The 19,554-nt window shown below is 62.2% G+C and carries 18 protein-coding genes; 8 read left to right on the top strand and 10 right to left on the bottom strand.

Going from position 1 to position 19,554, the window contains the following annotated elements:
* The first annotated feature begins 176 nt into the window (after positions 1 to 176).
* The 7 genes from VF629_RS05750 (at position 177) to trpS (ending at position 7,052) form a co-directional block, all read left to right on the top strand.
* The gene (locus tag VF629_RS05750; RefSeq protein WP_331057504.1) at positions 177 to 2,021 is read left to right on the top strand and encodes a glycosyltransferase; all 1,845 of its coding nucleotides are present in this window, start codon (positions 177 to 179) and stop codon (positions 2,019 to 2,021) included.
* A gap of 122 nt (positions 2,022 to 2,143) precedes the next feature.
* Positions 2,144 to 3,013 (top strand): DUF4198 domain-containing protein, encoded by an 870-nt coding sequence (locus VF629_RS05755; RefSeq protein ID WP_331057505.1) that lies wholly within the window; start codon positions 2,144 to 2,146, stop codon positions 3,011 to 3,013.
* Between the two features lie 74 nt (positions 3,014 to 3,087).
* Complete coding sequence (locus VF629_RS05760; protein WP_046246220.1) at positions 3,088 to 3,462, top strand: STAS domain-containing protein; 375 nt, start codon at positions 3,088 to 3,090, stop codon at positions 3,460 to 3,462.
* Between the two features lie 133 nt (positions 3,463 to 3,595).
* The gene (locus VF629_RS05765; RefSeq protein ID WP_331057506.1) at positions 3,596 to 4,507 is read left to right on the top strand and encodes a ribonuclease Z; all 912 of its coding nucleotides are present in this window, start codon (positions 3,596 to 3,598) and stop codon (positions 4,505 to 4,507) included.
* A 170-nt stretch (positions 4,508 to 4,677) separates the two neighbouring features.
* Complete coding sequence (locus tag VF629_RS05770) at positions 4,678 to 5,424, top strand: queuosine precursor transporter (protein WP_331057507.1); 747 nt, start codon at positions 4,678 to 4,680, stop codon at positions 5,422 to 5,424.
* A gap of 24 nt (positions 5,425 to 5,448) precedes the next feature.
* Complete coding sequence (locus VF629_RS05775) at positions 5,449 to 6,063, top strand: hypothetical protein (RefSeq protein WP_331057508.1); 615 nt, start codon at positions 5,449 to 5,451, stop codon at positions 6,061 to 6,063.
* 14 nt (positions 6,064 to 6,077) lie between these two features.
* On the top strand, positions 6,078 to 7,052 hold the full coding sequence (gene trpS, locus VF629_RS05780) for a tryptophan--tRNA ligase (RefSeq protein ID WP_331057509.1): 975 nt from the start codon (positions 6,078 to 6,080) through the stop codon (positions 7,050 to 7,052).
* Positions 7,053 to 7,275: 223 nt separating this feature from the next.
* Here trpS and VF629_RS05785 read toward each other — a convergent pair whose 3' ends face one another.
* The 7 genes from VF629_RS05785 to VF629_RS05815 all read right to left on the bottom strand — a co-directional run bounded on the left by VF629_RS05785 (position 7,276) and on the right by VF629_RS05815 (position 13,108).
* The gene (locus VF629_RS05785; RefSeq protein ID WP_331057510.1) at positions 7,276 to 8,208 is read right to left on the bottom strand and encodes a hypothetical protein; all 933 of its coding nucleotides are present in this window, start codon (positions 8,206 to 8,208) and stop codon (positions 7,276 to 7,278) included.
* Positions 8,209 to 8,332: 124 nt separating this feature from the next.
* Positions 8,333 to 9,475, bottom strand: a complete 1,143-nt coding sequence (locus tag VF629_RS05790) for a CaiB/BaiF CoA-transferase family protein (protein ID WP_331057511.1) — start codon at positions 9,473 to 9,475, stop codon at positions 8,333 to 8,335.
* A gap of 184 nt (positions 9,476 to 9,659) precedes the next feature.
* Positions 9,660 to 10,340 carry an ATP-binding cassette domain-containing protein gene (locus VF629_RS05795; protein WP_331057512.1) on the bottom strand — a complete coding sequence of 227 codons (681 nt, stop codon included), beginning with the start codon at positions 10,338 to 10,340 and terminating at the stop codon, positions 9,660 to 9,662.
* Positions 10,337 to 10,666, bottom strand: coding sequence for a hypothetical protein (locus VF629_RS05800; protein WP_331057513.1), 330 nt, complete (start codon positions 10,664 to 10,666; stop codon positions 10,337 to 10,339). Before VF629_RS05800 ends, VF629_RS05795 begins: the two co-directional genes overlap by 4 nt.
* A 46-nt stretch (positions 10,667 to 10,712) precedes the next feature.
* Positions 10,713 to 11,450, bottom strand: coding sequence for a class I SAM-dependent methyltransferase (locus tag VF629_RS05805; protein WP_331057514.1), 738 nt, complete (start codon positions 11,448 to 11,450; stop codon positions 10,713 to 10,715).
* A gap of 90 nt (positions 11,451 to 11,540) precedes the next feature.
* Complete coding sequence (locus tag VF629_RS05810) at positions 11,541 to 12,563, bottom strand: patatin-like phospholipase family protein (RefSeq protein ID WP_331057515.1); 1,023 nt, start codon at positions 12,561 to 12,563, stop codon at positions 11,541 to 11,543.
* Positions 12,564 to 12,580: 17 nt separating this feature from the next.
* On the bottom strand, positions 12,581 to 13,108 hold the full coding sequence (locus VF629_RS05815) for a hypothetical protein (protein WP_331057516.1): 528 nt from the start codon (positions 13,106 to 13,108) through the stop codon (positions 12,581 to 12,583).
* 258 nt (positions 13,109 to 13,366) lie between these two features.
* Here VF629_RS05815 and VF629_RS05820 point away from each other — a divergent pair, with 258 nt between their 5' ends.
* A complete protein-coding gene (locus tag VF629_RS05820; protein WP_414653850.1) occupies positions 13,367 to 15,118 on the top strand; it encodes a DEAD/DEAH box helicase in 1,752 nt (583 codons plus the stop codon).
* A 113-nt stretch (positions 15,119 to 15,231) separates the two neighbouring features.
* On the opposite strand, the gene VF629_RS05825 is transcribed toward VF629_RS05820, so the two are convergent.
* The 3 genes from VF629_RS05825 to VF629_RS05835 form a co-directional block, all read right to left on the bottom strand.
* Complete coding sequence (locus tag VF629_RS05825) at positions 15,232 to 17,487, bottom strand: InlB B-repeat-containing protein (protein ID WP_331057517.1); 2,256 nt, start codon at positions 17,485 to 17,487, stop codon at positions 15,232 to 15,234.
* A gap of 616 nt (positions 17,488 to 18,103) precedes the next feature.
* Positions 18,104 to 18,424: a hypothetical protein gene (locus VF629_RS05830; protein ID WP_331057518.1), complete on the bottom strand. Its 321-nt coding sequence runs from the start codon at positions 18,422 to 18,424 to the stop codon at positions 18,104 to 18,106.
* 389 nt (positions 18,425 to 18,813) lie between these two features.
* Positions 18,814 to 19,485, bottom strand: a complete 672-nt coding sequence (locus VF629_RS05835) for a DUF998 domain-containing protein (RefSeq protein ID WP_331057519.1) — start codon at positions 19,483 to 19,485, stop codon at positions 18,814 to 18,816.
* Positions 19,486 to 19,554 lie beyond the last annotated feature (69 nt).

Genomic DNA, 19,554 nt, shown 5'->3' on the forward strand with positions numbered 1-19,554 from the left:
GCGAAGGGGAATGTTAAAATCTTCGGGGCGTAACAGCGGAGTCTGGCGAAGGTTGGAAGGGGCCGTCGAACATTTCGGGCCGACTGTTCGAAAAAACAAGGGCCGCAATGGCAATTGAAGCCCAACCGGCTTACCTTTCGCCGCGTTCCTTTCCCCGTCCTTCCTTGCCCACCCGTATGCAACCCACCCCTCAAGCCCCTGAAGCCCTTTTTCCCAATGACCTGCTGGTGGAGGTGGCCTGGGAAGTTTGCAACCAGGTAGGCGGTATTTACACGGTTATTCGCAGCAAAGTGCCCGCCACCGTGCCCGCCTGGGGCGACCGGTATTGCCTGTTGGGCCCCTACTTCCCCAACCAGGCCCAGGGCGAATTCGAGAGCTTCGACGACCTCACCGTGCACACCGCCTCCGACCCGTTTGGGGCCGCCGTGCGCACCATGCGCGCCCAGGGCTACGACGTGTGCTACGGCACTTGGCTCGTCACGGGCCGGCCCCGCGTGGTGCTCATCAACCCGTTTCAATCCTACAACAAGCTCGGGGAGCTCAAGGCCGACCTCTGGCAGCGCCACGCCATTCCCTCGCCCGACAACGACGACCTGCTGCACCAGGTCATTGCGTTTGGGCACCTCACCACCATTTTCTTCCAGCACCTGGCCGCCCAACTGGCTGCCAAGCCCGGGCGCCGCCTGCTGGGCCACTTCCACGAGTGGATGACCGGCGTGGCCATCCCGGAGCTGCGCCGCCTGCAAGTGCCTGCGCACCTGCTCTTCACCACCCACGCCACGCTGCTGGGCCGCTACCTGGCCATGAACGACCCCAACTTCTACGACCACCTGATGTGGGTGAATTGGGAAGCCGAGGCCCGCAAATTCAACATCGAGCCCGCCGTGCGCATGGAGCGCGCCGCCGCCCACGGCAGCCACGTGTTCACCACCGTGAGCGAGCTGACGGTGCGCGAGTGCATCTACCTGCTGGACCGAATTCCGGACGCGGTGCTGCCCAACGGGCTCAACATCGAGCGGTTTGTGGCCCTGCACGAATTCCAGAACCTGCACCAGCAATACAAAGCCAAGATTCACGAATTCGTGATGGCGCACTTCTTCCAGTCCTACGCCTTCGACTTGGACAAGACGCTGTACCTCTTCACTTCGGGCCGCTACGAGTACCACAACAAGGGCTTCGACCTGACGCTGGAAGCCCTGGCCCGCCTCAACCACCGCCTGCAAGCGAGCGGGCTGGAAGGCACGGTGGTCATGTTCTTCATCACCAAGCGCCCCTTCACCAGCATCAACCCGCAGGTGCTGGAGCGCCGTGCCATGCTCGACGAGGTGCACGAAACCTGCCAGGCCATTGAGCGCCAGGTGGGCGAGCGCCTCTTCTACGCCGCTGCCGCCAGCCAAGACCACAAGTTGCCCGAACTGGGCTCGATGGTGGACGACTACTGGAAACTGCGCTACCGCCGCACCCTGCAAAGCTGGAAAACCAACGCCCTGCCGCCGGTCATTACCCACAATTTGGTGAACGACCAGGACGACGACATTCTGGGTTTTATGCGCCGGGCCAAGCTGCTCAACAACCGCCACGACCAGGTGAAAATGGTGTACCACCCCGACTTTGTGTCGCCGGCCTCGCCGCTGCTGGGCATGGAATACGGGCAGTTTGTGCGCGGCTGCCACATGGGCGTGTTCCCGAGCTACTACGAGCCCTGGGGCTACACCCCGCTCGAATGCGTGGCCCGCGGCGTGCCCGCCATCACCTCCGACCTCTCGGGCTTCGGCGATTACGTGCTGCAAACCATCCCCGACCCCGAATCAAAGGGCATCTTCGTAGTGCACCGCCAGGAGAAATCCTTTGATGAATCGGCCGAGGAGCTCACCAACATGCTCTGGGACTTCGTGTTGCTCAACCGCCGCGAGCGCATCATGCAGCGCAACGCCGTGGAAAGCTCCGCCGAGCTATTCGACTGGAAAAACCTGCGCGTGCACTACGACCGGGCCTACGCCCTGGCGCTGGAGCGGAAATAACCCTCTGCGGACCTCCGCGTTTTTCCTCCGCGAACCTCTGCGAGAAAATTAAATACCATCTTTCTCGCAGAGGTTCGCGGAGGAAAACGCGGAGGTCCGCAGAGAATCAGCCCTTTTGAATCATGAAAATTCAGTTCCCCGTCGCTGCCCTGTTGATGGTAGGATTGCACGCAGCAGCCCACGAGTTTTGGCTGGAAGCCCCGCGCTTCCGCCTGCAGCCGGGCCAGACGGTGAACGTGCACACGCTGGTGGGCGAGAATTTCCGAGGCGAACCGTGGACCACCAAGGCCACCAAAGTCCTGCGCCTCGTGCGCTTCAGCCCGGCCGGCACGGACTCTACGGCCCTCACACCCGCTCCGGGCGCCGCCGAGGCCGACACGTTTCGCACCGGGTTTGCCTTCGCCCAGCCCGGCACCCACGTGGTGCTGCTGCGTTCCTCCAACTCCTTCCTTGAACTGCCCGGCGACAAGTTTACCGCCTACCTGCGCGAAGAGGGCTTAGACTACGCCCTCAGGCTGCGCCAGGAGCGCGACGAAGCGGCCAAGCCCGGACGGGAAACTTACCGCCGCTGCGCCAAAACGCTGGTGCAGGTAGGCGAAGCAGCCACCGTGCCCGCGGCCGCCGACAGCGCCTGGCGGCACGTGTACGGCCTGCCGCTGGAGCTGGTGCCCGAGCAGAACCCTTACCGCCTGGTGGCCGACAAGTCTTTGACGGTGCGTGTACTACGTAGTGGAAAACCTGCCTCCGGGGCAGCCGTACAGATATGGCAGCGCCAGCCCAATGGCCTGCCAACCACACATTTTACCACGCGCACTAACCAAAACGGCCGTATCCTGTTACGTCTTTCCGGACCAGGCCCCTACCTCCTGGCTGCGGTCGACATGACCGCGGCGCCGGCCAAGCTCCGCGACCGCGCCGATTGGCAGTCCACCTGGGCCTCGCTCACCTTTGCGGGACCGGCCGCAGCACCCGGTCGGTCGGCCACAAAATAGTAGTCCCGTTCGCCCAAAATTTTGGGTTTTTTCTTTACCTTCGCCGTTCTCTTACCCCTCCTTGCTTACGCTGTATGAAGTACACGATTGATAAAAAAGAAAGCTACACCATCATCACCATTGAGGAGAAGAAGCTCGACACCACCGTTGCGCCCGACCTCAAATCGGAGTTCGTGAAGCTTAACGCCGAAGGCATTAACAACCTGATTCTCGACCTTACCAACGTTAAATACACGGACTCGTCGGGCCTCAGCTCCATCCTTATTGCCAACCGGCTGTGCAATTCCACGGGCGGTTTGCTGGTCCTCACCGGCCTGCAAGACCACGTGCTGAAGCTCATCACCATCAGCAAACTGGAATCGGTATTGCACATTCTGCCCACCGTAGAAGAGGGCATCGACCGGGTATTTTTGCACGCCATCGAGCGTGACCTGACCGACAAAGAATAATTTTTTAGCCCCGGCACGTGGCTGTTAGCTGTTGGTTTTCGGGCTGACGGCTAACAGCCTTTTTATTTATTTTTTTATTGAGGAGCTGTTGCCTTGGCTACGGTGGCGCTTGCTTCACCTATTTATACTTATTTTGACTTTTGAGCTGAAGATTTTAGGTTCGGCGTCGGCCACCCCGGTGCTTTCCCGCCACCCCACGGCGCAGGTCCTTACCGTGGGCGCGCACAACTACCTCATCGACTGCGGCGAGGGCACCCAGTGGCAAATGCTGGAGCACCGCGTGCGCCCGCACCACCTGCGCGCCATCTTCATCTCGCACCTGCACGGCGACCATTACTTCGGCTTGTTTGGCCTGCTGGGCACCATGCACCTGCAGGGCCGCACCCAAGCCCTTACCATCATCGGCCCGCCCGGCCTCGACGAAGTGCTCACCACCCAGGCCCGGGTTTCCAACATGCAATTGGGCTTCACCATGGCGTTCACGCCCGTCGACACCGAGGCGCACGCCGTGGTGTACGAGGACGAACAACTCACGGTGAGTTCTTTGCCCATGCGCCACCGCATTCCGTGCGCGGGCTACCTGTTTGCGGAAAAACCGCGCCGCGCCAACCTGCTCAAAGACCGGCTGCCCGCGGGGCTGCTGCCTCAGCAACTGGCGCGCCTGGCCCAGGGCGAAGACTTGGAAGCCAGCGACGAGCAGCCCGGCCTGCGCCACGCCGACGTGGCCGGCCCGGCCCCTACCCCGCGCCGCTACGCCTTCTTTTCCGACACGCTCTACACGCCGGCCCTCGCCGACCTCATCCGCGGCGCCGACCTGCTGTACCACGAAGCCACCTTTTTGGAAGAGCTGCGCGAGCGCGCTGCCCAAACCCACCACAGCACCGCCCGCCAAGCCGCCCAGCTGGCCCAAGCCGCCGACGTGAAGCACCTGCTGCTGGGCCACTTTTCCAGCCGCTACAAAAACCTGGGGCCGCTGCTCGACGAAGCGCACGCGGTGTTCCCTACGGCCGAACTAGCCACCGAGGGCTTAACGGTGACTTTGTAATTGACTTTGCCTATACGGCCTGTCGTCGTCTGCTGTCAGCCTGAGCTTGCGAAGGACCTCATCCGATTAGAACTTGTCGTTCAGCGGTGATAAAGCCCTTCGCTGCGCGGACGCCAGATGAGGATGGCAGCAGACGATGACCGACTGGATTGCTGACATTTCGTTTCTTCATGAATTCTTTTGCTCAAAAAAAGCAGCAGCTTTACCTCGTTCTCAGCGGCATTTTTCTGGTGAATGCGCTGCTTGCCGAAATCATCGGCGTCAAGATTTTTTCGGCCGATAAGCTGATGGGGTTGCCCGGCAACCTCACCGCCGGCGTGCTCATCTGGCCCGCCGTGTTTGTGACCACCGACATTATCAACGAGTACTTCGGCAAGGCGGGCGTGCTGCGCATCAGCTACCTCACCATGGCGCTCATTGTGTTCGCGTTTGGGGTTATCTACCTCACCACCAAGCTGCCGCCGGCCGATTTCTGGCTCGACGTGAACAAGACGGACAACCAGGGCCGGCCCTTCAACATCGACTTTGCCTACCAGAGCATATTCCGGCAGGGGCTGGGCATCATCATTGGCTCCATTGCGGCGTTTGGCGTGGGGCAGCTGCTCGACGCCACCATTTTCGCGGCCATCCGCAAGGCTACGGGCGGGCGCTTTGTGTGGCTGCGGGCCACGGGTTCCACGCTGGTGTCGCAGCTGGTCGACTCGTTTGTGGTGCTGTACATCGCATTCCGCGTGTTTGGCAATTGGCCCATGGCGCAGGTGCTGAGCGTGGCCAACACCAACTACTGGTACAAGTTCGCCTCGGCTATTTTGCTGACGCCGGTGCTGTACCTGGCGCATTTTCTCATTGACCGTTACTTGGGCAAGGAAGAGTCGGTGGAGCTACTGCATAACGCCACGGAAAATATGTCTGTTTAACTTGTAACCCTTTACCATTTATTTATGCGAATCGTTTTACTAGCAATTTTTATCTTAGTTGTTCCCCATGTTGTTCGAGCACAGCTTGATTTCAGAAGCGGTACTTTCCAATTAAAAAGCAGCCCGGAAACGCAGCGTACCGGACTTCTGCGTCTGGGCAGCAACTTGGTAGTGAAGCAAATGCAGAACGGCCCCGCCGTGAAATATCCGTTGGAGGAAGTGCTGACGTACCACTTAGGGCTACGGCACTACGTCCGGGCAAGCAGCTTCCTGATGAGGTCTCCTTCAGGCTGGACGCACGAAATAGCCAACAACACCTTTGTGGAGCTGCTCGATACTGGCTCCGTCTCGTTGATGCGCTATGAGTACGTTGGGCAGACCAGCGACAAGCCTATTTACTTATTGCAGCGAGTTGGTGAAGCGCGCGCCACGGCCATTCCGTACAACGCCTTCGACGGCGCCGGGCAAGCATTCTATGATGCCTTGGCGCCTTACGTCGCCGCAAGGCCTGACTTGCTAGCAGTAATGCAAAACAAGAAAGTAACGATTTATAGTTTGCATACCTTTATTCACGCTCTTAATAGAAAAGTGCCTTTTCTTGATTATTCTATGCAAGGGTCATCACCGAGCAGCAAATAAGCCTAATCATTCCCATGTCCCGCATCCTCACCGGCATCCAGAGCACGGGCCGCCCCCACTTGGGCAACCTGCTTGGAGCCATTCTGCCAGCCATCGAGCTGTCGAAAAACCCCGCCAACGATACGCTATTTTTCATCGCCGACTTGCACTCGCTCACGCAAGTGCGCGACCCGGCAGTGCTGCGCCACAACACCTATTCGGTGGCCGCGGCGTGGTTGGCTTGCGGCTTCGACACCGAGCAAGGCCTCTTTTACCGGCAGTCAGACGTGCCGCAGGTGACTGAGCTGACGTGGTACCTGAGCTGCTTCACGCCGTTCCCGATGCTGGCCAATGCCCACTCGTTCAAGGACAAGGCTGACCGGTTGTCGGACGTGAACGCCGGCCTGTTTACCTACCCGGTGCTGATGGCGGCCGACATCCTGCTCTACGACGCCGAATTTGTGCCCGTGGGCAAAGACCAGATTCAGCACCTGGAAATCGCCCGCGACATTGCCCAGGCGTTCAACACGCGCTACGGCGACACGCTGGTGCCGCCCCAAGCCCGCGTCGACGCCGAGCTGATGACCATTCCCGGCACCGACGGCGCCAAAATGAGCAAAAGCTACGGCAACATCATCGACGTGTTTGCGCCGGAGAAGGAATTGCTGAAGGCCGTGAAATCCATTATTTCGGACAGCACGCCACTCGAAGCACCCAAGAATACGGCCACCGACGTCACGTTCAAGTTGTACTCGCTGCTGGCCACGCCCGAAGAAACGGCCACCATGCGCGCCAATTACGAAGCCGGCGGCTACGGTTACGGCCACGCCAAAAAGGAGCTGTACGAGGTGATTCTGCGGCGCTTTGCTACCGAGCGGGAGCAGTTCGATTTCTACATGAACAACCTGCCCGAACTGGACGCCAAACTGGCCATTGGCGCCCGTCGCGCTCAGGAGTATGGCGCCGGCGTGCTGGCCAAAGTCCGCCAGAAGGTGGGCTACGGCCCGTAGCCGCGAGCCGTTTGTCATTGCGAGCGCCGCAGGCCGTGGCAATCCGTCCTCTCTTCAGCGACCAACTTTAAGACGTGACAAACCAGCACAAAAAGCCCTACCGGGTCCGACCCCAGCTCTGCGCAGAAACGGGGTCGGACCCGGTAGGGCTTTTCACATCCTAGGGCTGGTCGCTGAGAACAGGACGGATTGCCACGGCCTGCGGCCTCGCAATGACGGCGCCCTACTCAAACGCCTGTTGCGCCGAAAAGCTGAAACCGACTTTGCTGCCGCGGCTAACCTGCTGGTTTTCCATTTTTTGCTTGACGCTGATTTTCTGAATTTCCGGCAGCGGTGGGGCAATCAAGTCGTTGTTGACGGCGGCAATCATGGCGCTTTCCACGAAGAGGCGCATGGCGTCGGTCGTGATGACGTTGTCCGACATGTCGTTGTTGGGCAGTTCGAGCTGCTGCACGCCTTCCAAATAGTAGTGGTTCTCGATGTTGACCAGCAGGCGGCCCACCAGGTAGCCTGGGTCGTTGAGGCGGTGGTATTTGATGCTGTCGGCCATGAAGTTGTAGGCCATGATGTGGCCAAAGAAGCGCCGCCGAAAATCCGCGCCTACGTAAGCGCTGGGCATGGGGCCGTAGTCGTCAGCAAACGTCACCACGTTGGAGTGCATGACGAACACCAGCAAATCCCCCGAAAACTTGATGTGAAACTCCATGTCGTTGATGGAGCGGTACTCAATCACCACGCTCGAGTCGAGGGGCGTGAGCTTGCGGGTGAGTTCCACCACCAGCTCCTGCGACACCAGCCGCAGGCAGTCGAACGCCGCCTGGGTGTTGCGGAAAATGGCTTGCTTGGCGGTAGATTTTTGCTTGAGGCCGTCGAAAATCTGGTCCAGGCGGTCGGCTGGGGCTTGGGTGGGCGAGCCGGCTTGGGCCGTGGGCAGGTTGTCGGTGGCGGTGGCGCCGCTGTGCCCGGCTTCGAGGACAGGAGCTGCTTCTGGAGCCGCCGGCTTGGTTTTGCTGCTTTTAGCGGCTCGCTTTTTGGCGGGTGCCGCGGGCGCTACCTGCTCAACCCCCGGGGCGGCTTCGGCGTCGGTGAACAGTTCGGGTGAGGTAGTTTTTTGGGTGGACTTGGCCATGCGATACAGGAAAACGATAACGCCCATTTGTAGAGGCGCGAGGGATGTCAGCGAAGTTAAGCACAACAGCAACGTGGACAACGAGGGCTTGGGCTAAGCTCAAGTACGACAACCAGCGCCCTTTTCGTTGCGAAACGTGCTAGGCCTGGCCCTACGGCAACTGCTTATTCTCACCCAGCACGGGCGGCTCACCTAGCTCCTCAGCCGTTTTCCACTCGGGACTGTAGAAGGCTACGGTGCGCAGCCCGGCGTGCCCCCGCGCACCCGGAGGCAGCAGCATGCGCTGGGCCGTGGCGTGGGCCAGGGCCTCTCCTACTGAGCGCACGGCGCCCGCTGGCACCGCCCGCCGCTCCAGCTCCGCGAGCAGTTGGTCGCCGTCCACGGCTGCGATGCGGGCAGTGAGCAGAGCCTCCAGCTCGGCCCGGTGCGCTACGCGGGCGGCGTTGGTTTCGAAGCGGGCATCGGTGGCCCACTCGGCGTGGTTTAGGGCGGTGCACAACTGCCGGAACTGGCCATCGGAGCCCACCGCCAGCACCACCTGGCGGCCATTGGCAGCGCGGTACACGGTGCCGTAGGGCACAATGCTGGGGTGGCCCGAGCCGAGGGGCTGGGGGTCGTGGCCCGTCACGAGGTAGGTGGCGGCCTGGTTGGCCAGGGCCGAGAGGGCGCTGTCGAGCAAGCTCACCTGCACCAGCGCCCCCCGCCCCGTGCGCTCCCGCCGAAACAGCGCCGTGAGCAGGCCTTCTTTGAGTTGATGGGCCGCCAAGAGGTCTACCATGGCCACCGGCATTTTCTGGGGCGGCTGGCCGGGACCCGCGGCGTTGAGGTACAGGAAGCCTGCCTCGGCCTGCAGCACGGCATCGTAGCCAGCCCGCGGGTTCTCGGGGCCATAGCCCGTGAGGTGGCCGTAAATGAGGCGCGGATTTTCCCGCGAAAGGGTGGCGTAATCAGCGCCCAGCTTTTCGGCATCGCCGGGTTTGTAGCTGGCCAGTACAACGTCGGCAGCACTGGCCAACTGATGCAGCTCGGCTTGGCCAGCAGCAGTGGCAAGGTCCACCACCACCGACTTTTTGCCCCAGTTCGAGGCCGCGAAATAGGCCGAAAGCGAAGTCCCCGGCGCCACTGAAGGTGCTGTGGTTTCGGCCGCCGTTTTCCAGGTGCGGGTGACGTCGCCGGCTGGGCTTTCAATTTTCAGAACTTCAGCGCCTAGCTCGGCAAAAAACTGCCCTACCTGCGGGCCTGCTAACACCGAGGCTAGCTCCAGGACTCGAAGGTGGGCGAATGGGAGCGACACGGCTGAAGCGGGCACAAGTACGATGAAATTCAGGTTTTAAACATTCAAAAGAACGATGTAGAGACGCGATGCTTCGCGTCTCCGGCGCCGCGCCAGTTGAGCAGTCAAGCGTCGTTAAGGAGTCATCGTTCAATGCCGAGACGCGAAGGGTCGCGTCTCTACATCGTTCTAGCAATTGCATTACCTAGAGCAAGTAACCATAGTCGCGCAGCTCTTCGCGGGGGTTGACGCCCAGCCTCAGCAGTCGCCCGTGGTGCAGCAAATAAACGACATCGCACAACGCCAGCACTTCCGCGTACCGATGGTCGCTCAGCAGCAGGCCTTTGCGCTGAGCTACTTGTTGCATTTCGGTGGCCAGGGCTTCCACGTGCACGGGCATGATGCCGGTGAAGGGCTCGTCGAACAAGGAAAAGACGGTGTCGGCGTGCAGCAAAAGCAGCACTTGCACCAGGCGTGCCGTGCCGCCCGACACCTCCCCCAGTCGCCCATCAAGGTGCGGGTGCAGCTCGGGGAAGTTGCGGGTGGCTTGGTCGATGTCGACGCGCAGCAGCCGGGCCGCTTGGCGCAACGACAGGTGCCCAGGCAGCAGCGGCACTTGCGGCAGGTAGTTGAGCAGGCCGGGCGTTTGGAAGGCCGGCACCACGCGCTGGTTGTTCACGCGCACCGAGGCGTCGGGCACGGCGCGCGCGCCAAACACGGTTTGCAAGAGCGTGGATTTGCCGGTGCCGTTGCGACCCAACAGGCCCACTATCTGCCCGGTTTGCACCCGCAGATACACATTCGAAAGGATGGCCCGGCCGCTGAAAGCCACTTTGATGCCGTCGGCTTCCAGCACCTGGGGGCCTGCCCAGCGCGGCGCCTTCACGTGAGCACGGCTTGGGCGGCCGTGGCGAAGATGAGAAAAAACGCCCCATCGAGCAAGGCTGTCCCGGCCCAGAGGCGTACCCGCGACACGCCCAAGTTGTAGTAAAACCAGTATTGGTGCGGACGTAGCTGCTCGGCCAAGTACCACACCGCGGGCAGGGTCAGCAGCTTGGCCAAGGTCAGGGCCGGTAGCATGCCGGCCTTGCCTTCGCGCAGCAACGGCACCAGGGCAAGGCCAATAATCAGCCCCGTGCACCCCAACATAAAGGGCGCAATGCTGCGGTAAAACAGCCCCACGGCCCGCATCCAGGTAAGCAATGACGTCATAAAATCAGGTTCGAGTTGTCGAACCCACAACGGGCGTGGGCGCCGTTTATTCTATCAGCCCGCTGCGCGCAAATACCGGAAACGTCACCTCCCGCTCGCCGTCGCCCCACAGCGGCAGCAACTCGGTTGCCAGCAGCGCCACGGCGTCTGCGCCCCGCTCCTTCTCGTATTTCACCGCGCTCGACCACGTGCGCAGGTACTGCAAAAACCACTCGGCCGACCAGTGCCGGCGCACGGCAAAATGGGCCTTCTGTACGCCGACAAACGGGAAAGGAATGCGGGCGTATTCCTCGTCGATGTGCCAGCGGTTGGCGTCCCAGTACGGGCCCATGGTCACGTCGTGAAACTGCCGAATAACAAGGTCTAGGTCCGGGCTGATTTTCGCCAGCCCGTAGCCCCATTCCGCCAGCACCGCCCCGTGGCGGGCCACCCGGCGCACTTCGCGGTGGTAGGCGTCGTGCTCAAACCAATGCACGGCCTGGGCCACGGTGATGAGGTCGAAACGCTGAGCCGGGAAAAGCGTTTGCTCCGCCTGGGCTTGCTGGTACCGAATGTTCGGGCGGGTAGTGGCTTGCGTGAGCTGCTTCTCGCTCAGGTCGGTGGCGTCGACCCGCACAAAATAGTCGGCCAGCACGGCCGCCACCTGCCCATTGCCGGTGGCGCAGTCCCAGGCCCGCTCGCGGCTTTGCACCTGGGGCAGCAGCCAGTCGTAGAGTTCGGCCGGATAGTCAATCCGGTAGCGGGCATAGTCGGCGGCTTGGGTGGAAAAACGGTCGAGGGCCATGGTCATTGCTCCGAGCTTGGGCCCAGAGTCAGCAAGTAACAACGCGTTGGCGCCACGGCTTGCTTCGTCGGTTCTTCCAATCCGGCGGGTTTAGGCAATGGCCCCGCCCGGCAAGGCTTCAAAATAGGCCTTTGCCTCGGCCTGGCCTTTGGCCAGCATTCCGCGCATGGCGGCGGGGTCGAACGTGAGCCCGCCCGGCCCGCCTTCCACCAGCTTGGTGGCGGGCCTGATTTCGTGGATGGTGGTGACGGCCGTGTTGCCGAAGGGGTTGGCGGCCTGCGCAAAAGCAGCCTGCACGGTAGCCGCCGCCACCCCATCCGCTAGCAGCAGGGTGCGCACGGCTTCCAAATACGCGTTGCCCTGCTGGTAAAGCCGGGCCAACCGATAGTCGTTCGAGGCCACGTCTTCCCCAAACATGTCGGTGGTGCGCTCCAGAATGGCCACGGCCTGGGTGAGCTTGGCGGGGTCGGCGGGGTGCTGGCGCGGAGAAAGCGTGATGGCAATGATGGTTTCCGCGCCCTGGTCGATGGCCGCCTGCAGGGGCGTGGGCTCGCGCACGCCGCCGTCCACGTACTGCCGCACGGGTTGAGCGCCCTGAATGACCTCGACCGGCTGCATGAGTACCGGCTGACACGACGAGGCCAGCATGGCCCGGCGCAGCTCGGTGGCGTTGTTGGTCTGCATCACGTCGTAGAACGCGGTGGGCGGGGCCGGTTGGGTGGTCCAGTACACCAGCTGCTGGGTTTGCAGGCACACGGTGGCCAGCATTACCGGGGCCGCGGCGGCGCGCAGGCGCTGAAACCGGTCGTCGGTCAGCAGCTCGTTGATTTTATTTTTCAGCGGCGTGGCGTCGTGCAGCGAGGTGCCCAGCGCCAGATTTCCGATGGTGCCCAGCTTCACCAGGTCGTCCTGGCGCAGGGTGGTGTATTGCTGCTCCAGCAGCGCCAGCTCGCCGCAGGCGGCCAGCGGCACAATGAGCGCGCCCGTGCTGGTGCCGCAGTACACGTCGAACTGGTCCACGGGCCGCACGTTTTCGTGGATGTACTTCAGGGCGCCCACCGCGAAAGCGCCTTTCGACCCGCCGCCGCTGATGACTAAGGCTGTTTTGGCCATGATGAGGAAGGTTGGGATTACAATTCGGGCGGCAGGCTGCGCTTGTACCGGAAGTTAAACGACAGGGCCAGCTGGCCGTAGGTGGCGGGCGTGCGGAAGTCGCGGTGCACCCGCACCGACACCCCCAGCAAATTGCTCGTTTCGAAGCCAATGCCGCCTCCCACCCACTGCCGCCAGGCGTCGGGGCCGGAGCGCACCAGCGGCAGGTACTCGGCCTGCAGGTTCACGTGGAAGGACTTGGCCAACAGCACCGGCGGGCCCTGCGCCAGCTTGTAGGTGAGGCGCCCCCCGGCCAGCACGCCCACCTTGGTGCCTGGGTATAGGGCGCCGAGCACCAGGCCGGCGCGCAACTTCTCCGGCACCAGCGTGACTTGCGGCACCACTTGCAACGTGGCCAAATACAGGGTCCTGTCGCCCCGCGGGCGGCTGAAGCCCTGGCCCAGCTCAGCCATCAGGTCGAAGCCTTTGGGCATTTCCTGCGCGGCGGCGCCGGCTGGCAGCAGCAGCCCGCCCAGCACCGCGCCGTAGCTCAAAGCAGATTTCATAGACCAGGACGGTAGTGGTGAAAGACCGGGGAATTGGCTCAACTGAAAACGACGTTGCCAGCTGTGTCAATACATAGTGAAGTTACTATTTTTCAAGCAAAGGAACAAACGAGGTATTTCTTCCGTGTTACCGGCTGCCGTGCCGCAATTCGGCAAGCTGGAGCTTAGTAGCGGGGCGTTGTATCTTTACTTCAAATCAAGCGGTTTGCTGACCACGGCATCAAGGTCAGCCTTTTACAACTCTCACTAAGCTGAACCTTGACGTTTCACGAATTTAAGCTTCACGACGACCTGTTGGCCGGCGTGGACGCCATGAACTACCAGCAGGCCACCCCCATTCAGGAGCAGGCCATCCCCAAAATCATCGACGGCAAAGACCTGATTGCCTGCGCCCAAACCGGCACCGGCAAAACCGCCGCCTACCTCCTGCCGCTGCTCGACAAGATTTCGCACGCCAAGCACGGCCACACCACCACCCTCATTCTGGTGCCCACCCGCGAGCTGGCCACCCAGATTGACGAGCAGGTGATGGGCTTCGGCTACTACGTGGAAGCCAGCAGCATTGCCATCTACGGCGGCGGCAAATCCGAGAACTGGGAGCAGCAAAAGCGCGCCCTCACTTCCGGCGCCGACATCATCATCGCCACGCCCGGCCGCCTCATTGCGCACCTGCAAATGGGCTACGTGAAGTTCGACAAAATCAAGTACCTGGTGCTGGACGAAGCCGACAAGATGATGGACATGGGCTTCTCCGATGACATCTTCAACATCGTGCGCCAGCTGCCCAAGGAGCGCCAGACGCTGCTGTTTTCGGCCACCATGCCGAGCAAAATCCGGGAGTTTTCGCAGCAGATACTGAACAACCCGGACGAAATTCGCCTGGCCGTATCAAAGCCCGCCGCCGGTATCGACCAGCAGTTTTACATGGCCTACGACCGCCAGAAAATCTACGTTCTGGAGCACCTCATCAAGACGCAGGACGTGCAGAGCATGGTGCTCTTCACCAGCCAGAAAGCAGCCGTGGGCGGCATCGTGAAAGCGGTGAACAAGCTCGGCATCGAAGCCCGCGGCATCAGTTCCGACCGCACCCAGGAAGAGCGCGAGGAAATCATGCGCGCCTTCAAAAACAAGCAGTTCCCCATCCTGGTGGCCACCGACGTGCTCAGCCGCGGCATCGACATCGACTCGCTGAGCCACGTGGTCAATTATGATATTCCAAGAGCGGCCGAGGACTACGTGCACCGGATTGGCCGTACGGCCCGCGCCGCCACCAAAGGCACCGCCATCACCTTCATCTCGGACCAGGACCAGGACCGGGTGGTAAAGATTGAAAAGCTCATCGAGCGCGACATCGAGAAGCAGAAAATCACGGAGGAGTTGGGCCTGGGCGAAGCGCCCGAATTCGACCCCAAACGCTTCGCCGGCCTGGGTGGCAAGATTGGCGGCCGCCCGGCCCGCGGCGGTCACGGCGGCGGTGGCGGTAGCCGCGACCGTGGCCCCCGCCCCGAAGGCAGCGACCGCGGCCCGCGCCGCGAAGGTGGCGGAGGCGGTGGCCGGGATGGTGGCCGCGACGGCGGCAAGCCCCGCCGCGACGCGCCCGACCCCAAAGACCCCAAGCACCAGGAGCGCCTGGCCAACGCCAAAAATGCGCTGGCCGCCCTCGACGCCGGCCACGCCCCCGCCGTGCCCTACCAGCGCCCCCCGCGCCCCGAAGGCGAAGAGCGCCGCGACCGTGGCCCCCGCCCCGAGCGCACCCCACGGCCCGAAGGCGAGGCCCGCCCGCCCCGGGAACCCCGCGCCCCGCGCCCGGAAGGTGAAGCCCGGCCACCACGGGAGCCTCGGCCCGAAGGCGAACCCAAGGACGGCGCGAGCCAAGCCCACGAACCCCGCGCTGAAGGCGAGCGTCGCCGCAGCCGCGGCGGCCGCAACCGCAAGCGCGGCCCCAAGCCCGAAGGTTCTGCTGCCCCAACGGCGGGCGACGCCCCGGCCGCACCGGTTGCCGGCGAGTAGCCCGCTGCCGGCCCAGCCGTTTTAGCCGGAGCGATTTAGCACTTGGCTTTTCGCCAACAAAAAGCCCTGCCACCAACTGGTGACAGGGCTTTTTCACGTTTGAAACCGGTTGCTTACCGAACTTCTAGGCGCAGCGTTTGCTTGCCTTGGCCGGAGACGACGACCAGCGTGTAAGGGCCCGGCTTCAGCCCCAAGTCATCGATTGCGATGGCGTGCGAGCCGCTGGAGTACACCCGTTCGGTCAGCGTTTTCACGCGCTGGCCTCTGAAATCGTACACTTGAATGGCGACCGGGCCCGACTCGGTCAGCGCGAATTTTACGGCCGTGCGGTCGGACGCCGGGTTGGGGTACAACCTGGCCGCAGTGGACTCATCCAAGGTGGCGGCGGGAGCGGCCGGGGCCATTCGGGCCGCGGAGCAGGCAGCGGCCGTGGGACTGTTGCCCGTCACCTCCAGCCAGTCGATGTTGGCAAACTCGGCGGCCACCGTGGTTTCGAGCCGGATGGCATTGACTCCTGCGCGCAAGGTCACGCTGGCCGTGGTGGTGGTCCAGGTGGTCCAGGCGGCGGTTTTGGGGAAGGGCACGCTGGCCACGGCCGAGGCTCCGTTCACCAGCACCCGGGCCGTGGTGGCGCTGCTGCCGCCCGCATTGGCGTAGCGGAAGCGCAGGGTGTAGGTGCCGGCGGCCGGCGCATTCACGTTCCAGTCGATGCCCCGGGCAGCAGAGTTGGAGAGGTTGATGTAGAAGCCGTTGTCGGCCCCGGTGTAGGAGTTTTGGCGCGAGCCGTTGGCCCCGCAGAAACCGCTGGTTTCGGTGGCTGCTTCTTCGATGCGCAGCGTGGTGCTGCCCCCTCCCCCGCCGCTGGCGGTGAAGTTTGCCGTGATGCTCTTATTGGCGTTCATGGTCACCGTGGTGCTGGCCGTGGTGGCCGTCGAAGCACCGCTCCAGCCGGAGAAGACGTAGCCCGCCGCCGGGGTGGCCGTGAGCGTGACCACCGTATTGGGCGCGTAGGACGCGGCGTTGGGGCTTTGCGCCACCGTGCCGCCGGCCACTGGGTTGCGGCTCACCGTGAGGGTGAAGTTCGAAGTGGGGGTGGCGGTGAAGGTGGCGGTTGCCGTGCTGTTGGCATTCACGGTGACGGTGGTGGTGGCGCTGCTGCCGCTGGCAGCGCCGCTCCAGCCGGCGAAGGTGTAGCCCGCGGCCGGCGTGGCCGTGAGCGTGACCACTGTGCCGGCGGCGTAGCTGCTGGCGTTGGGGCTGCGCGATATGGTGCCGCCGGCGGCCGGGCTGGCCGTGGTGGTGAGCGTGTACGTGGTGGGGGGCGGCGTGGTGCCCCCGCCGCAGCTGGTGGAGCTGGTCAAAGTAGCTCCGGCGCCCCCGCTGACGGTTGATTTCACGTTGGCCGCCGGCGTGATAGTCAGGGCGTAGGGCGGCGTAAAGGCGGTGCCTTGGCCGGTCCGTCCGCCCGAGGTGCCCACAAACACGTTGTTCAGCTCGCTAACGGCCGTGAAATCGTTTTCGAACAAGTCGATGGGGTTGTTCACGTTTTCAAAGTAGTTGCTTTCCACCCGCAGGTCGGCTTCAAAGCCCGCCCGGATGCAGTGGTTGTTGCCCGCGCTGCTGAAGTAGTTGTTCACGATGTGCACCTTGCCGAACCGCACCCGCGGCATCCGCTCGCGGCAGCCCTGGGCCCACCAGCAGTTCTGCATGGTGATGCGCAGCTTGCCGCGGTCGCCGGTGGCACCGTCGCTCGACCCAAACAGGTTGGAAAACCGGTGGTCGTCGGCCCCGCCCGAACCGCCGGGGATGGGCGGCTTCAAGTACACAAAGCGGCACCAGGTGATGGAGATGTAGTCGGCCAGGTTTTTTACGTCCAGGTTGCCGTCCACGCCGTCCTGAAAATCGCAATGGTCCACCCACACGTTCGTGCAATTGTCAATCGTCAGGTGGTCGTTGCCGTCGGTGTCAAAGGCCCCGGGGCCCTCGAAGGTGATGTTTCGAAAAATGATGTTGCTGCACCGTTTTATGTACAGCGTGCCGGAGCCGCTGGCCGTGCGGTCCAACGCCACCAGCCGGGAGCCGGGCAAACCGTAAATGGTTTTGCCCGTTTGGTCCTGGAAATTGATGCGGCCGGCCGCGGGAAACGTGATGGTCCCCGAGATGTGGACGACTTTCACGGCCGCATTGGTCACCGCATTTTTGAAGTCGGTGTAATTGCTTACCACGGTGGGCGTGGCCGAACCGCCGCCGGTGGTGCCGCCGTTTTGCGAGGCCCAGCCCGCCACGGCGCACGAGGTTTGCGCCGCCGCGCCGAAACCGACAAGCAGCAATAGCAGCAGACTGAAAAACGAGAAGAGGTTTATTTTCATGGTAGTTGGGGGTTGGTGAATGATAGATGCAATAGGCTGGCGGGGATGCATTTTGGTTGAAAACGTACCCGTTGAGTTGCAAAAACACCAGGCCAGAGGCGCCCGGATGTTAAAAAAGAGCGTGAAACAGCACTTGGTCTGGTGCTGACGGAGCACGTAACTGCGGAAGCCGAAGCCACCAGAAGACGCAGAAAGGAGCCGGCTCGTCCGGGAGCCAGCCGGCCCTGGATAAGCTTGATTAATACCCTTATAACTTGTTGCTGCTATACAGACAAGGTTAGCTAATTCCGGCTGACATACAGCCAATTCTGCCATATAAATTCACGCAATCGTTGTCGGGAACGATTGCGCAAGACACATGCTCAGGTTCCGAGCGACTTTGCCGGCTGGTGGCCCCGCCTTTTGTCTTTTCGTCAGGAAGCTACTAGCACGTCCTGCTGTCCATACGGCTTATAAGCTTTTTGAATTAGCAACAACTGCGTTGTTGCGGTAGAGACGCAACATTTTGCGTCTCGTCGTTGAACGATACTGTCTGAAAGAAGCCCGAACAGCGCACACGACGAGACGCAAAATGTTGCGTCTCTACTTAGCAGGCTAACTCAAACAGCTTCTTAAGCTATTTGCTCACTTTCACCACCGCTCGGGCCGCCAGATACGGGGGCAGCTTTTGCACGGCCGCGTTGAGCTTGGCCGCGGTATGTTGGTAGATGGGCTTGTCTTCCAGGTAATGGTTGTAGGCAATAAATAAGTAATACGCCAGTATTCGGCTGTAAGCATCGAGCTTGAAATCGACTACGACGCTTAACAAGCGCCGCTCCAATTCGCGGGGCTGTTGGGTTTCGGCCAGGGCGCGGCCCAAGCGGCCAAGGCTGCCGAAGCAATGATTGCGGCTTGGGTTGTCGAGGCGCAGGCTGATGCCCAGCATGAGGTCGGGCACGTTGAGGTCGAGCGCTTTCAGTTCGCGGTTTGGGCCAAAAGCTGGGCAATGCCCAGGGCGTGGCGACCGTGGCCCCCGCCCCGGGCCCGCCTCGCGTTTGGAAGAGGAAGGCCGCCCCGCGAATCTCGGCCCGAGGGAGACCTAAAGGACGGCGCTAGCCAAGCCCGCGCGGCGCGCCCTGAGGGCGAGCGCTGCCTTAGCCGCAGCGGCCGCAACTGCAAGCGCGAAACGAAGCCGAAAGGCGCTTTAAGCGCCGGGGAAGCAGCCAACCGCACCCACGGCAGAGTAGGGAACATTATAAAACGCCCCGAAGGCGCTTTTTGATAGTCTTGCCAATGCTTTATTTTCGGCTTCGGCGCGAATATGGCCGTAAAATGAACCGCGGAACTTTACCCCTGAGCACTCGTCCCGTTGGCATCTTGCTCGGCAAGGGGCTTGTGCGTTGGGAAGTGGGCAGCGCCTTGTACTTGCGCGGCGCCGTATAGCCGGCCGGCCAGCAGCAGGACGAAGACGAAATAAGACACGAAAGCTATGCGCTGCCCCAAAGCTGGCGCGGCTGGCAGCAGCACCGGAAGCAGCACAATGAGTGGCGCCGCCGTCCACGCCACAACGGCCAACGGCCGGGCCACGGAAGCCCAATAGGAGGCCGAGCGCAGCGCCCTGCTCATTAGGGACGCGGACGCCAGCCACGCCACGCCACTGCCTACTGACCCCACTGTGTGCAGTACGCTGGCAGCCGCACTACGGTGGTCCATGTCCATAGGAAACGCGCCTGCTAAGGCGAGCAACAAGCCACTTGCCGCCAGGAGCCCAAACGGTAGTTTCCGGCGAAACTGCGCGCTGAGGCCGTAGGCAAACCAGGCTATCAGCAAGCCCGGCACCATGTACCCCAGCCAGTTGAACAACCCTTTGTGCGGGGCATCGGTGCTGCCGAGTTCGCTCACGGCTTTGGTGAGGTGGCTGTAGCCATCGGTGCGCGCAGCCGCCATCAGCAGAATGGTGCAGCTGCTGAGCAGCACCATTCTGCTGATGGCGGCTGCAAAATATCTGTTTTTGTACATGCGCCCCGTGGGTTGGTTGAGGAAGGCAAAGCTACCGGCGCGGGCAGCCGATGATTTTGACTTACATCA

Origin of the sequence: Hymenobacter sp. (genome assembly GCF_036388155.1) — a bacterium.
Lineage (GTDB): Bacteria > Bacteroidota > Bacteroidia > Cytophagales > Hymenobacteraceae > Hymenobacter.

Excerpts from the sequence above, each read along its gene's own strand:
- VF629_RS05835 (WP_331057519.1), bottom strand. The coding sequence starts at position 19,485 with ATGTACAAAAACAGATATTTTGCAGCCGCCATCAGCAGAATGGTGCTG.
- VF629_RS05800 (WP_331057513.1), bottom strand. The coding sequence starts at position 10,666 with ATGACGTCATTGCTTACCTGGATGCGGGCCGTGGGGCTGTTTTACCGC.
- VF629_RS05770 (WP_331057507.1), top strand. The coding sequence starts at position 4,678 with ATGAATTCTTTTGCTCAAAAAAAGCAGCAGCTTTACCTCGTTCTCAGC.
- VF629_RS05815 (WP_331057516.1), bottom strand. The coding sequence starts at position 13,108 with ATGAAATCTGCTTTGAGCTACGGCGCGGTGCTGGGCGGGCTGCTGCTG.
- VF629_RS05750 (WP_331057504.1), top strand. The coding sequence starts at position 177 with ATGCAACCCACCCCTCAAGCCCCTGAAGCCCTTTTTCCCAATGACCTG.
- trpS (WP_331057509.1), top strand. The coding sequence starts at position 6,078 with ATGTCCCGCATCCTCACCGGCATCCAGAGCACGGGCCGCCCCCACTTG.
- VF629_RS05805 (WP_331057514.1), bottom strand. The coding sequence starts at position 11,450 with ATGGCCCTCGACCGTTTTTCCACCCAAGCCGCCGACTATGCCCGCTAC.
- VF629_RS05755 (WP_331057505.1), top strand. The coding sequence starts at position 2,144 with ATGAAAATTCAGTTCCCCGTCGCTGCCCTGTTGATGGTAGGATTGCAC.
- VF629_RS05760 (WP_046246220.1), top strand. The coding sequence starts at position 3,088 with ATGAAGTACACGATTGATAAAAAAGAAAGCTACACCATCATCACCATT.
- VF629_RS05785 (WP_331057510.1), bottom strand. The coding sequence starts at position 8,208 with ATGGGCGTTATCGTTTTCCTGTATCGCATGGCCAAGTCCACCCAAAAA.
- VF629_RS05825 (WP_331057517.1), bottom strand. The coding sequence starts at position 17,487 with ATGAAAATAAACCTCTTCTCGTTTTTCAGTCTGCTGCTATTGCTGCTT.
- VF629_RS05775 (WP_331057508.1), top strand. The coding sequence starts at position 5,449 with ATGCGAATCGTTTTACTAGCAATTTTTATCTTAGTTGTTCCCCATGTT.
- VF629_RS05810 (WP_331057515.1), bottom strand. The coding sequence starts at position 12,563 with ATGGCCAAAACAGCCTTAGTCATCAGCGGCGGCGGGTCGAAAGGCGCT.